Origin of the sequence: Microbacterium sp., assembly GCF_040394595.1 — a bacterium.
Lineage (GTDB): Bacteria > Actinomycetota > Actinomycetes > Actinomycetales > Microbacteriaceae > Microbacterium.
Window position 1 is genome coordinate 77238 of sequence record NZ_JBEBSA010000005.1, and the last position, 12909, is coordinate 90146.

A 12909-nucleotide genomic window follows, 5' to 3' on the forward strand; every position below is an offset into this window, starting at 1 on the left:
ATCCTCGAAGAGATATTCGAATAATTCAAGTGCGCTTCGGATGGTAGTTCGGACATCCGACATGGCGCACGTGACCGCCCGGGGATAGCCTGAGGACATGCAGATCGAGTTCTCCGCCCCCGTCGTGCGCTGGGACAAGCGGGTCGAGTCCTGGTTCTTCGTGACCATGCCGCAGGAGCTCTCCGAGGACATCCGAGAGCTCCCGGCGCCACCACGGGGGTTCGGCTCGCTCCGCGTCCGTGCGCGCATCGGCGCGACACGGTGGACCACGTCGATCTTCCCCGGCGCGGAGGGGTATCTGCTGCCCCTGAAGAGGCAGGTGCGGGAGTCGGCGTCGCTCGCCGAGGGGGACATCGCCGAGGTCGAGCTCGAGATCATCGACCTCTGAGTTGTCCACAGGCGGCCGCGGGCGGGCCCCGGGGTCTCATAGCCTTCCGGGATGATCTCCGGTCCCCATGATCTCGGCGTGGTCCTCGTGCACCTCGCCCTCGGCGCGGTCGCCCTCCTGCTCGTGGCGATCGATGTCCGCGAGCATCGCCTGCCGAATCGCATCGTGCTGCCGACGCTCGCCGCGCTGGTGCTGCTGGTCGGCGTCGAGTGGGGCGTCACGGGGGAGGCGACCCGCGCGATCCGGGCACTGCTGGGGATGGCGCTGCTCTGCGCCTTCTACCTGGCGATGCGCGCGGCGAGCCGGAACGGGGTGGGCGGGGGAGACGTGAAGCTGTCGGCTGTGCTCGGCCTGGTCCTGGGCTGGCACGGCTGGGGCGCCTTCGCGATCGGCGCAGCGTCCGCCTTCCTGCTGGGAGCGACACACGCGCTCGTACTGATGGCCGCGAAGCGCGCCGACCGGACGACGCGCATCGCGTTCGGTCCGTGGATGATCGCCGGGGCCGCGCTCGGCATCGCCGTCGGCTGACCGGGGTCGGGGGATGCGGCTATGGTGAGCACATGGCAATCGCGCGACTTCACGGAGGCCCGTTGGACGGGCAGGTCCTGCCCCTGGACGACACCGAGCAGGACTCCCTGATCGTGCCCTACGGCGCGACCCAGGTGATCTACCGGCGCGGCACGGCGCCGACCCACACCGGGCCGCACGACGGTCCGACCGAGGTGGGCTTCTGGTTCACCGAGTCCAGCGACGACATCGTCCCCAGCGACGACTGATGGCGGCGGGGGAACAGGGACCCGGACCGACGCGCGCCGTCGAGATCGAGCGCAAGTACGACGTGGATCCGGACACGCCGCTCCCCGTCTGGGAGGGGACGCCCGGGGTGGCCCGGGTGACCTCCGGCGAGCTCCGTCAGCTCGATGCGCGCTATCTCGACACCGCGGACATGCTGCTCGCCCGATCGGGTGTGGCGCTGCGCCGCCGCACCGGCGGCTCCGACGAGGGCTGGCACGTGAAGGGTCCGCGCACCGGGGAGGGGCGCGTCGAGCTGGGCTGGCCGCTCGGCGACGGCGACGCGGTCCCTGCGGCGGTGGCGGAGGTCATCTCCGCCTGGACCACGGAGGAGCTCTTCCCTCTCGCGCGCATCGAGAACGCCCGTGTGGCCTATCACCTGATCGGCGTGGGCGGCGTGGTCGCCGAGTTCGTCGACGACCACGTGCGGGCGACGGACCTGCGCACCGGCGTCCAGCGCGAGTGGCGGGAGTGGGAGCTGGAGCTCGGTCCCGCGGCGCCTTCGAGCCTCCAGGAACGTCTGGTCTTCTTCGCCGGGGCGGAGCACGCCATCTTCGCCGCCGGTGCGCGCGAGCCGTCCACCGGTTCGAAGCTCGCCCGCGCCCTCGGGTACTGAGAGACGGGAGGGGTCCGGTGCATGCGCACCGGGCCCCTCCCGTCTGAGCGTATCCCGTCAGAAGTTGATCATGTGTCCGGCGAGGCCGTGGAAGCCCTCCTGCAGCGCCTCCGACAGCGTCGGGTGCGTGTGCACGTTGCGGGCCAGCTCGAGCGCCGTGAGGTCCCACTTCTGGGCCAGCGTCAGTTCCGGCAGCAGCTCGGACACGTCCGGGCCGATCATGTGGGCGCCGATGAGCTCGAGGTGCTCGGCGTCGGCGATCAGCTTGACGAAGCCGACCGGCTCGCCGAGGCCGTGCGCCTTGCCGTTGGCCATGAACGGGAAGGTCGCGACCTTGATCTCGCGCCCCTCGTCCTTGGCCTGCTGCTCGGTGAGCCCGAAGGAGGCCACCTGCGGCGAGCAGAACGTCGCGCGCGGCATCATGCGGTAGTCGCCCAGCGTCATGGTCTCGGCGCCGCCGATGGTCTCGGCTGCGACGACACCCTGCGCCTCGGCCACATGGGCGAGCTGCAGCTTCGCGGTCACGTCGCCGATGGCGTAGACGCCCTCGACGTTCGTGCGCATGTGGTCGTCGATGTCGATGGCGCCGCGCTCGGTGAGCTTCACACCGGTGTTCTCCAGGCCGTAGCCGGAGACGTTGGGAGCGAAGCCGACCGACATGAGCACCTTGTCGGCCTCGATCGAGGCCTGGACGCCGTCCTTGCCGGTGTAGGTGACGGTCACCGACGAGCCGTTGTCGACGACGGTCTCGACCTTGGTGGAGGTGAGGATGTCGACGCCGTAGTTCTTGTACTGCTTGGTGATCTCCTTCGACACGTCGGCGTCCTCGTTGGGGAGGGCGCGGTCGAGGAACTCGATGATGGTGACCTTCACGCCGTAGTTCGTCAGCACGTAGGCGAACTCCATGCCGATGGCCCCGGCGCCGACGATGACGATCGACGAGGGGAGGTCGCGCGAGAGGATCTGCTCCTCGAAGGTGACGACGTTGTCGCTGAGCTGCACTCCGGGCAGCAGGCGCACCGTCGATCCGGTGGCGATGATGACGTTGTCGTAGGTCACCTCTTCGGTCGTCCCGTCCGACTTCGCGACGGAGATCGACTTCGGGCCGGTGAAGGTGCCGCGGCCGTCGTACTCGACGACCTTGTTCTTCTTCATCAGGAAGTGGATGCCCTTGACGCGGCCGTCCGCGACGTCGCGCGAGCGGTCCCAGGCCTTGCCGAAGTCGAGCGTGAAGTCGCCCGAGATGCCGAAGAAGTCGGCCTTGTGGTTCAGGGTGTGAGCCAGCTCGGCGTTCTTCAGGAGGGCCTTCGAGGGGATGCAGCCGACGTTGAGGCAGACACCGCCCCAGTACTTCTCCTCGATGATGGCGGTGGACAGTCCGAGCTGGGCGCTGCGGACGGCGGCGACGTATCCGCCAGGGCCCGCGCCGAGGATGACGACATCGTAATGTGGCATGGTTCCAGCCTATCGTTCGGTGGGGCCTGCGGAGTCGGGCGCAGCGCCTTCGCCGGCGCTCTTCCGGCGGCTCAGCGCCACCAGCCAGACGATGATCGCCGCGATCACGAGGGCGCCGGCTGCGATCAGCACCCACAGCCACGGCGACGGCGAGCCGCCGTCCGCCGGCTGCGACGTCGGCGCCGTGGTGACGGGCGGGGCGGTCGCGGCCCGGGTGGGCTCCGTGGTCGGCGCGGTCGTCGGATCGGGGGTGGGTTCGGTGCCGGTGGTCACCGTGAACGAGAGCTCTCCGGCGATCGGGTGCCCGTCTCCGGAGACCACCTTCCACGCCACGCGGTAGACGCCCGCGGGGCCGCCCTCGGTGAGCTTCTGCGTGACGACGGGCCCTTCGACGAGGGGCGCACCGTCGGTGACGACCTTGCCGGAGGGGTCGGTGACCTGCACCTGGGCGGTCCCCTCCGCGTCGAGCAGGTCCCCGCTGAACGTGAAGGTCATCTGCGCGGGGAGCGTCTCGACCGAGGAGTCGGCCGCCGGGTCGGTGCCGACGATCTCGTCGTGGGCCGATGCGGGCTGCGGCGCCATCAGGCAGAAGACGGCGGCCAGCACGGCGGCGAGGAGGATGAACAGAGGCATTCTTCGGGGGAGCGTTGACGTCTGCACACCTCCAGCCTACGCAACGCTTCCCGTGCGGCGGATCCGGGCCGGACCCTCGCTGGCGGCCGCTCGCATCGGTTAGGCTTGAAGGCCAAGGAGGGCCACCCGTGACAGACAGCGAGAGCCGATTCGGCGACGACGCGATCCACCGCAGCGGCGAGCAGCGCCACGACGTGACGCAGACCTTCGGGCATGAGTCCGATCTCTCGTTCGTGCCGTTCGGGCACGAACTGACCGAGGCTGAGCAGTCCGCGATCGCGGCCCTTCCGTCGGGCTCCGCCCTGCTGCTGGTCCGTTCCGGCGCCCTTGCCGGTGCGCGCTACCTCCTCGACACCGACGTCACCACCGTCGGGCGCCACCCCGAGGCGGACATCTTCTTCGACGATGTGACCGTCTCCCGCCGGCACGCCGAGATCACCCGATCCGGCGCGGCGTTCGAGATCATCGACCAGCGCTCGCTGAACGGCACCTACGTCAACGGCGAGAGGGTCGACCGCAGCGTGCTGCAGAACGGCTACGAGCTGCGCATCGGCAAGTTCCGCCTGAACTTCTTCGCCTCACCGGTCGACCTCGCGGCGGCGAACGACTGATGGCGGCCGCATCGGCCCGGGAGCGCTCCGCGCCCTCGGGCCTGCTGAGCATCGGCCAGGTCCTGGCCAGGCTGACACCGGACTTCCCCGAGGTCACAGCCAGCAAGCTCCGCTTCCTCGAAGGGCGCGGCATCGTCACCCCGTCGCGGACGGAGTCCGGCTACCGCAAGTTCTCGGCCGCCGACGTCGATCGCCTGCGCACCGCGCTCACGCTGCAGCGCGACCACTACCTGCCGCTCGACGTGATCCGGGAGCAGCTCGACGACGCCGCCGATCCGCGCACGGTCGTCGCGCCGCCGTCGATCGCTCCGCAGGCGCGCCGCTATCGTCGCGATGAGCTCCTCTCCGCCTCCGGTGCGGCTCCGCAGCTGCTCAACGACGCGATCAGCACCGGCCTGGTGGCCGCCGCCGAGACCTACACCGACCAGAGCGTCGCGCTGCTGCGCAGCCTCGTGGCCCTCGATCGCCACGGCATCGAGCCGCGGCACCTCCGTTCGCTCCGTCAGGGCGCCGAACGGGAGGTGGCGCTGATCGAGTCGGCGCTGGCGACACTGCTGCGCCGGACGGACGCGGCATCGCGCGGACGGGCCGGCGAACTGGCTCCGGAGCTGGCCGCGCGGATCGACGAGGTGCGCAGTCTGCTGGTGGCCTCCGCGCTCGCGAGACTCGTTTCGTAACGAACAGGTTGCGACACACCTTCGCGGTGGGTCGGATGTCATTGCCGGTGTCGGGGTGCTGCTCTACCGTTGAGGTAACGGCCCTCAGGGAGGATGGAATATGAATGCGGATGAGCTCGCAGGCGACCCGCGGTTCGTGACCGAACTCCTCTTCACCGACGGCCTCCCCGCCATGGACGACGAGGTCGGCTACCGCGGTGCGGTGGCTGCGCGCGCAGCGGGGATCACGTACCGTCAGCTGGACTACTGGGCACGCACCGAGCTGGTCGTCCCGACGGTCCGCGGCGCGAGCGGCTCCGGTTCGCAGCGTCTCTACGGCTTCCGCGACATCCTGGTGCTCAAACTCGTCAAGCGCCTGCTCGACACGGGCATCTCCCTGCAGCAGATCCGCGTCGCGGTGGAGCAGCTGCGGGCTGCGGGCATCCGCGATCTCGCCGGCACCACGCTGATGAGCGACGGCGCCTCGGTCTACCTCTGCACGTCGAACGACGAGGTGATCGACCTGGTCAGCCGCGGTCAGGGCGTGTTCGGGATCGCCGTCGGAAAGGTGCTGCGAGAGGTGGAGTCCACCCTCGTCGAGTTCGATCCGACCGCGCCCGACCCTGTCGACGAGCTCGCGGCGCGTCGCTCCCAGCGCACGGCCTGACGGCGGCGCCGGCGCGTTTCGACTGCGCGGTCCCGCTCGACGACCAGGATCCCTGCTCGACGAGTCGGACGAGGCGTGGGCCTGGCCGTCGAGCGGGTGCAGCGGTTCGAACGCGCTGCTTACGCCTGCGGGCCGGCTTCGGGGACGGGCACGCGACCGGTGCGGATGATGCGGTCGAGCAGCTGGTCGAAGTCGGCCGCCAGCTCCTGCGCGGAGTCGCCGGGCCAGATGTGCAGGGGCTTCGCCGCGCCCTGCGCCTGCTGCAGCGACGTGCGCTCGGGAAGCTGGGGCGAGAGGACCAGCGGGCCGAACATGTCTCGGAGCTCCTTGATGCGGAACTGGTGCTCGATGGACTGCGGGCGCACGCGGTTCACCACGATGCCGAGGGGCTGCAGGCGGGGGGAGAGTCCGCGGCGGATCTCCTCGATGGCGCGCAGCGCGCGGTCGGCCGCGGCGACGGAGAACAGTCCCGGCTCGGTGACGACCATCACGCGGTCGCTGGCAGCCCAGGCGGTGCGGGTCAGCGCGTTCAGCGACGGGGCGCAGTCGATCAGCACGAGGTCGTAGTCGGCCTCCACGGTCGCGAGGGCCTCCTCGAGCTTCCACACGTCGCGGACGCTCGGGTGCGGGCCGTCGAAGTTGATCGCCGACGGGCTGCCGATGAGCACGTCGATCGTGCCGGGATGCACCTTCGCCCACCCGCTGGTGGTGATCGCCTGACGGACGACCTTCTCCTTGGGATTGGCGAGGACGTCGGCGACGTTCAGGCGGCCGGCGATCTGGATGTCCATCCCGGTCGAGACGTCGGACTGGGGGTCGAGGTCGACGACGAGGGTCCGGATGCCGCGGGCGAAGGCCGCAGACGCGAGACCGAGGGTCACGGTCGTCTTGCCGACACCGCCTTTGAGGGAGCTGACGCTGAGTACGTGCACAGACACCACGTTACCGTGCCCTAGTCTGGGGGAACACTCAGCCCCGCTCGTGCGTGCGATTCGCGCGCACTGATCCAGAGGTGTGCATGTTCCAGAAGATCCTGGTCGCCAACCGAGGCGAGATCGCCATCCGCGCTTTCCGTGCCGCATTCGAGGTGGGGGCGCGCACTGTCGCCGTGTTCCCGCATGAGGATCGCGGCTCGGTGCACCGGCTCAAGGCCGACGAGGCCTACATGATCGGCGAGCGCGGCCATCCGGTGCGCGCCTACCTGGACGTCGACGAGATCATCCGGGTCGCCGTCGAGTCCGGCGCCGATGCGATCTACCCCGGCTACGGCTTCCTCTCCGAGAACCCCGAGCTGGCGGAGAAGGCCGCCGCCGCGGGCATCGCGTTCATCGGCCCTCCGGCCCGCGTGCTCGAGATGGCGGGCAACAAGGTCGAGGCCAAGCGCCACGCGATCGAGGCCGGCGTGCCGGTGCTCCGCTCCACCGAAGCCTCCGACGACGTGGACGCACTCGTCGCGCAGTCCGAGGAGATCGGGTTCCCGCTGTTCGCCAAGGCCGTCGCCGGCGGCGGCGGGCGAGGGATGCGGCGCGTCGAGACCAAGGGGGAGCTCGCCCCCGCCCTCGCCGAGGCGATGCGTGAGGCGCAGAGCGCCTTCGGCGACCCGCGGATGTTCCTGGAGCAGGCGGTCGTCCGTCCCCGTCACATCGAGGTGCAGATCCTCGCGGACGCGTCGGGGGAGACCGTGCACCTGTTCGAGCGCGACTGCTCGGTGCAGCGCCGCCACCAGAAGGTCGTGGAGATCGCCCCCGCGCCGAACCTCGACGAGGGCACACGTCAGGACCTGCACCGCTACGCGGTCGCCTTCGCGCGGTCGATCGGCTACGTGAACGCCGGCACCGTGGAGTTCCTCCTCGAGACCGCGGGGGAGCGCACCGGCGAGGTCGTGTTCATCGAGATGAACCCGCGCATCCAGGTCGAGCACACGGTGACCGAGGAGGTCACCGACGTCGACCTCGTGCAGTCGCAGATCCGCATCGCCGCAGGCGCCTCCCTCGCCGACCTCGGGCTCGAGCAGCAGGACATCCACCTGCGGGGAGCCGCGCTGCAGTGCCGGATCACCACGGAGGACCCCACGCAGGGCTTCCGCCCGGACACCGGCAAGATCACGACCTACCGCTCTCCCGGCGGCGCCGGCATCCGCCTCGACGGCGGAACCGTGCACCAGGGGGCGCAGATCAGCCCGCACTTCGACTCGATGCTGTCGAAGCTCACCTGTCGCGGCCGCGACTTCCGGGCGGCCGTCTCCCGCGCGCGTCGGGCGCTGGCCGAGTTCCGCATCCGTGGCGTCTCGACCAACATCCCGTTCCTCCAGGCGCTGCTCGAGGACCCCGCCTTCGTCGCCGGCGACATCAGCACCTCCTTCATCGACGAGCGCCCCGAGCTGCTGCGCGGGCGCGTCTCGAAGGACCGCGGCACGAAGATCCTCAACTGGCTCGTCGACGTCACGGTCAACCAGCCGCACGGCGCGAACCCGGGTCATGCCGACCCGCGCACCAAGCTCCCGGCGATCGACCTCTCCGCCGAGCCCGTCGCGGGATCCCGTCAGAGGCTCCTCGAGCTCGGCCCGGAGGGCTTCGCCCGCGCCCTGCGCGAGCAGAAGGCGCTGGCGATCACCGACACCACGTTCCGTGACGCGCACCAGTCGCTTCTCGCGACCCGCGTCCGGACGCGCGACCTCGCCGCGGCCGCGCCGTACCTCGCACGGCTCACGCCCGGCCTCCTCTCGGTCGAGGCCTGGGGCGGTGCGACCTACGACGTCGCGCTGCGGTTCCTCGGGGAAGACCCCTGGGAGCGTCTGGACAAGCTGCGCACGGCCCTGCCGAACATCGCCATCCAGATGCTGCTGCGCGGACGCAACACGGTGGGGTACACGCCGTACCCGACCGCGGTCACGGACGCCTTCGTGCAGGAGGCGGCCTCGTCGGGCGTGGACATCTTCCGCATCTTCGACGCGCTCAACGACGTCGAGCAGATGCGCCCGGCGATCGACGCGGTCCGCGCGACCGGTTCCTCGGTCGCCGAGGTGGCGCTGTGCTACACGGGCGACCTGCTGAACCCTGCGGAGGACCTGTACACGCTCGACTACTACCTGCGCCTCGCGGAGCAGATCGTGTCGGCGGGCGCGCACGTGCTCGCGATCAAGGACATGGCGGGTCTGCTGCGCCCCGCTGCGGCGGCGAAGCTCGTGACGGCGCTGCGGGAGCGCTTCGACGTCCCGGTGCATCTGCACACGCACGACACCGCCGGCGGCCAGCTGGCCACTCTGCTCGCCGCGTCGGCAGCAGGCGTCGACGCGGTGGACGCGGCCTCCGCGCCCCTCTCCGGGACCACCAGCCAGCCGTCGCTCTCCGCGCTGGTCGCGGCGCTCGCGCACACCGACCGGGACAGCGGGATCGATCTGGACGGCGTCTCCGATCTCGAGCCGTACTGGGAAGCGGTGCGCAACCAGTACGCACCGTTCGAGTCGGGCCTTCCCGGCCCCACCGGCCGCGTGTACCACCACGAGATCCCGGGCGGGCAGCTCTCGAACCTCCGCCAGCAGGCGAAGGCGCTCGGCCTCGCCGACGACTTCGAACTCATCGAGGACATGTATGCCGCCGCGAACGCGATCCTCGGGCGCGTGCCGAAGGTGACGCCCTCGTCGAAGGTGGTCGGCGACCTCGCGCTGCACCTCGCAGCGGTGAAGGCCGACCCGGCAGACTTCGAGGAGAACCCCGGCAAGTACGACGTGCCCGACTCCGTCGTCGGCTTCATGGCCGGCGAGCTGGGCGACCTCCCCGGGGGATGGCCGGAGCCGTTCCGCACCAAGGTGCTCGCCGGCCGCGCGGTGCGCCCGACGCTGAACGAGATCAGCGTCGAGGACGAGCAGGCCCTTGCCGGTGACAGCGCCACCCGCCGTGACCGCCTCAACCAGCTGCTCTTCCCCGCGCCGACCCGCGAGTACACGCAGACGCGTGAGCAGTACGGGGATCTGTCCGTGCTCGACACCGGCGACTACCTGTACGGGCTGGTCCCGGGGCAGGAGCACCTGGTGGAGATCGACCGCGGCGTGCAGCTCTACGTCGGCCTCGAAGCCATCGGCGACGCGGACGACCGGGGCATGCGCACGGTGATGACGACGCTCAACGGTCAGCTCCGGCCGGTCGCGGTGCGCGATCGATCGATCGCGGTCGACGCCCACGAGGTCGAGAAGGCCGACACCTCCAAGCCCGGTCAGGTGGCTGCGCCGTTCTCCGGCGTGGTGACGCTGAAGGCCGAGGTCGGTGATGCCGTCCGCGCCGGCGAACCGGTCGCATCCATCGAGGCGATGAAGATGGAGGCGGCCATCACCGCCCCCGTCGACGGCGTGATCGAACGGCTCGCGATCAGCGCGACGCAGCAGGTCGACGCCGGTGATCTTTTGGTCGTCATCAGCCCGGCCCACTAATCTTGTGCGGGCGAATACGCCCGCACAAGCTTGGAGTGGACCATGACGCCGAAGAACAATCCCGACCAGGGGGGCGACGATACCCTCGGCGTCCTCGACGACGCCGCATCGCTCGACGACGCCATCGGTCTGGTGGGGGCGACGGCCCAGGTGACCGTCGCCCTCCCGGCCGCGGATGAGGACGACCTCGGGGATGACGAGGTCGTGGGCGATGAGATCGCCCCGGAGCTGCTCCTCGACACCTCGGGGCTCGCGGATCACGAGACGGTCCAGCGTCTGAACCACGACAGCATCGTGATCGAGCTGCCGGCGGATCTCGCGGCGCCCATCGCGCAGACGCCGGAGTCCGAGCCGGAGACGGAGTCCGAGCCGGAGCCGGAGACGATCGTCGCCGAGGTCGTGGAGGAGGAGGCCGAGGCCGCATCCGCCGAGCCCTCCGACGTCGAGGACATCGTCACCGTCGAAGAGCTGCCGGCTGCGACCGCTGCGGAGACACGGCCGTCCAAGACGGAGCCCTCCGCATCCGCTGCAGGGGAGCCCGTGCCGAAGCCGGCCGGGGCGAAGAAGAAGCCGCGGAAGCCCGCCGGGAAGAAGATCGCTCCGGAGAGGGCGGCCGCCCCGGCGCCCGTCTCCGCGGCGGAGCCCATCGCGGAGACGTCGCCGCAGGTGAAGCGTCCGGTCGAGGAACCCGCAGCGGTGGAGGAGACGACCGCTCCGCAGGCGGCCGCCCCGGCGGAGGTGCCGGTGGCCGGCGCCGCCCGTCCCGCGAGCCCGGAGCGGGTGGAGCGCGTCCGCCTCGCCCCTTCCCGTCCCTCTCAGGGCGAGGCCGTCGGACGGGAGGAGCGTTCCTCCCGTCTGGAGCCCACGGTGCAGAAGCACGATCCTCCGCGCGAGGAGTCCCCGGCGCGGACGGATCGTGCCGCACGCACGACATCCGTCCCGCAGAAGGACGACACCACGAACCCGACGCCCGCGCCGCAGGAGGATCGCAGTGCGCGACCCGAGAGCGCCGGAACGCCGGAGCCCCGGAAGGCCGCATCGGCGTCGCAAGCCGAGAAGGAGACCGACGTGATGAATGAGGAGACCGCGGTCGCACCGCGCGAGCCCATCCGACCACAGCCCGCCGCCGAGGTGACGCTCACCTCGAAGAGGCTCGGCGAGACCTCGCGCGAGGCGTCGCGCGAGAGCGCCGACCTGCTCACCGCCGACCGCCTGCTCGATCCCAGCCGCATCGCGAAGCCCGAGCCCGAGGGCGCGTGGTCGCACTTCCTGTACACGATCTCCGGGCGGCGCATCAACATCGGCGACGGCAAGCAGGCCAAGGCTCGCAAGGAGCTGACCGGACGCATCTCGGCTCCGCTGGCCGGAACCGCGCGGTTCGTCCCGGTGCTGTCCCGCAAGGGCGGCGTCGGCAAGACCGCGGTGACGGCCCTTCTGGGCATGGCTCTCGCCGACGCGCGGGACGACCGTGTCATCGCGGTGGACGCCAACCCCGACCGCGGCACCCTCGCCGACCGGATCGTGGGGGCGCACGGCAAGTCGGTGCGTGATCTCGCCAAGGCGAAGGACGACATCCGCGGCTACCACGACATCTCCGCACTGGTCGCACGCGACCACACCAGGCTCGATGTGCTGGCATCCGACTCCGATCCCCGGGTCGCCGACGCGTTCGGCGAGGAGGGGTACCGCGACGTGGCCGCCGTCGCCGCGCACTACTACTCCCTGGTGCTCACCGACACCGGCACGGGCATCGTCCACGAGGTGATGGGGGCGACCCTCGATCTCGCCGACCAGCTGGTCATCGTCTCGGGGCTCAGCGTCGACGAGGCCCGGCTGGCGTCCGAGACGATCACGTGGCTGGAGACCAACGGGTTCGCCGAGAAGGCGCGCGACGCGATCGTCGTGCTCAACCAGTCGACGCCCGGCACGCCTCTCGTGCGCTTGAACGAGCTCGAGGCCCACTTCACGACCCGGGTGCGTCATGTCGTGCGGGTGCCCTACGACGCCCAGATCGCCGGCGGCGGCGCGATCGACTTCGCCAGCCTGGCCCCGGAAACCCGTCGGGCGGCGCGCGAGCTCGCCGCCCATCTGGTCGAGGGACTGCGCACGAAGGCGGTCCGATGACCGCCCGCGAGATCCGTCTGTACGGCGACCCGGTGCTGCGCACGGTCTGCGCGCCGATCGAGGAGATCGATGACGGCGTGCGTGCGCTCGTCGCCGATCTGATCGACTCGGTCGCGCTGCCCGGCCGGGCCGGTGTCGCCGCCCCGCAGATCGGTGTCGCGCTGCGCGCGTTCAGCTACAACATCGACGGCGACATCGGCTATGTGCTCAACCCCGTGCTCACCGAGGTGCGCGGCGAGCCGGTGCCGACGGGGGAGGGATGCCTCTCCGTCCCCGGGCTCTGGCACGATGCGCTCCGCCACCCGTGGGCCCGGGTCGAGGGCATCGACCTCGACGGGAAGCCCGTCGTCCTCGAGGGCGAGGGGCTGCTCGCGCAGGCGCTCCAGCACGAGACCGATCATCTCGACGGCAAGGTGTACCTCTCGCGGCTGGCTCCCGAGACGCGCAAGGTCGCTATGCGAGAGGTCCGGGAGAGCTCCTGGTTCTGACGCCGTCCGCTGAGACGGGGAGAAGGCCCGCACCGGAGTGCGGGCCTTCTCCC

Annotated in this window: 13 protein-coding genes; 10 read left to right on the forward strand and 3 right to left on the reverse strand. The window is 70.7% G+C overall.

Annotation, left to right across the window (positions count from 1 at the left end; all coding sequences use genetic code 11):
• The first annotated feature begins 97 nt into the window (after positions 1 to 97).
• Genes ABWO84_RS08435 through ABWO84_RS08450 form a run of 4 tightly spaced genes read left to right on the forward strand, consistent with a single transcriptional unit; the run spans position 98 to position 1796 of the window.
• Positions 98 to 388 (forward strand): DUF1905 domain-containing protein, encoded by a 291-nt coding sequence (locus ABWO84_RS08435; protein ID WP_353114073.1) that lies wholly within the window; start codon positions 98 to 100, stop codon positions 386 to 388.
• A 51-nt stretch (positions 389 to 439) separates the two neighbouring features.
• Positions 440 to 916 (forward strand): prepilin peptidase, encoded by a 477-nt coding sequence (locus ABWO84_RS08440; RefSeq protein WP_353114074.1) that lies wholly within the window; start codon positions 440 to 442, stop codon positions 914 to 916.
• Between the two features lie 32 nt (positions 917 to 948).
• Positions 949 to 1164: a response regulator gene (locus ABWO84_RS08445; protein WP_353114075.1), complete on the forward strand. Its 216-nt coding sequence runs from the start codon at positions 949 to 951 to the stop codon at positions 1162 to 1164.
• Positions 1164 to 1796: a CYTH domain-containing protein gene (locus ABWO84_RS08450; protein WP_353114076.1), complete on the forward strand. Its 633-nt coding sequence runs from the start codon at positions 1164 to 1166 to the stop codon at positions 1794 to 1796. The genes ABWO84_RS08445 and ABWO84_RS08450 overlap by 1 nt, the downstream gene beginning before the upstream one ends.
• Positions 1797 to 1853: 57 nt before the next feature.
• Here the strand turns inward: ABWO84_RS08450 and lpdA are convergent, their stop codons facing one another.
• Positions 1854 to 3251, reverse strand: coding sequence for a dihydrolipoyl dehydrogenase (gene lpdA / locus ABWO84_RS08455; protein WP_353114077.1), 1398 nt, complete (start codon positions 3249 to 3251; stop codon positions 1854 to 1856).
• A 9-nt stretch (positions 3252 to 3260) separates the two neighbouring features.
• A complete protein-coding gene (locus tag ABWO84_RS08460; protein ID WP_353114078.1) occupies positions 3261 to 3884 on the reverse strand; it encodes a copper resistance CopC family protein in 624 nt (207 codons plus the stop codon).
• Between the two features lie 128 nt (positions 3885 to 4012).
• Here ABWO84_RS08460 and ABWO84_RS08465 point away from each other — a divergent pair, with 128 nt between their 5' ends.
• The 3 genes from ABWO84_RS08465 to ABWO84_RS08475 all read left to right on the forward strand — a co-directional run bounded on the left by ABWO84_RS08465 (position 4013) and on the right by ABWO84_RS08475 (position 5818).
• On the forward strand, positions 4013 to 4495 hold the full coding sequence (locus tag ABWO84_RS08465) for an FHA domain-containing protein (protein ID WP_353114079.1): 483 nt from the start codon (positions 4013 to 4015) through the stop codon (positions 4493 to 4495).
• Entirely contained in the window at positions 4495 to 5172 is a 678-nt protein-coding gene (gene ftsR, locus ABWO84_RS08470; protein WP_353114080.1) for a transcriptional regulator FtsR, read from the forward strand. Before ABWO84_RS08465 ends, ftsR begins: the two co-directional genes overlap by 1 nt.
• A gap of 100 nt (positions 5173 to 5272) precedes the next feature.
• On the forward strand, positions 5273 to 5818 hold the full coding sequence (locus ABWO84_RS08475; RefSeq protein WP_353114081.1) for a MerR family transcriptional regulator: 546 nt from the start codon (positions 5273 to 5275) through the stop codon (positions 5816 to 5818).
• 119 nt (positions 5819 to 5937) lie between these two features.
• On the opposite strand, the gene ABWO84_RS08480 is transcribed toward ABWO84_RS08475, so the two are convergent.
• Positions 5938 to 6750, reverse strand: coding sequence for a ParA family protein (locus tag ABWO84_RS08480; RefSeq protein ID WP_353114082.1), 813 nt, complete (start codon positions 6748 to 6750; stop codon positions 5938 to 5940).
• Between the two features lie 86 nt (positions 6751 to 6836).
• Between ABWO84_RS08480 and ABWO84_RS08485 the strand changes: the two genes are divergently transcribed.
• From ABWO84_RS08485 to def, 3 genes are read left to right on the forward strand one after another with little or no spacing between them, the layout of a single operon-like run.
• Complete coding sequence (locus tag ABWO84_RS08485; RefSeq protein WP_353114083.1) at positions 6837 to 10244, forward strand: pyruvate carboxylase; 3408 nt, start codon at positions 6837 to 6839, stop codon at positions 10242 to 10244.
• Between the two features lie 42 nt (positions 10245 to 10286).
• Complete coding sequence (locus ABWO84_RS08490; RefSeq protein ID WP_353114084.1) at positions 10287 to 12368, forward strand: MinD/ParA family ATP-binding protein; 2082 nt, start codon at positions 10287 to 10289, stop codon at positions 12366 to 12368.
• A complete protein-coding gene (gene def / locus ABWO84_RS08495; RefSeq protein WP_353114085.1) occupies positions 12365 to 12856 on the forward strand; it encodes a peptide deformylase in 492 nt (163 codons plus the stop codon). Before ABWO84_RS08490 ends, def begins: the two co-directional genes overlap by 4 nt.
• Positions 12857 to 12909 lie beyond the last annotated feature (53 nt).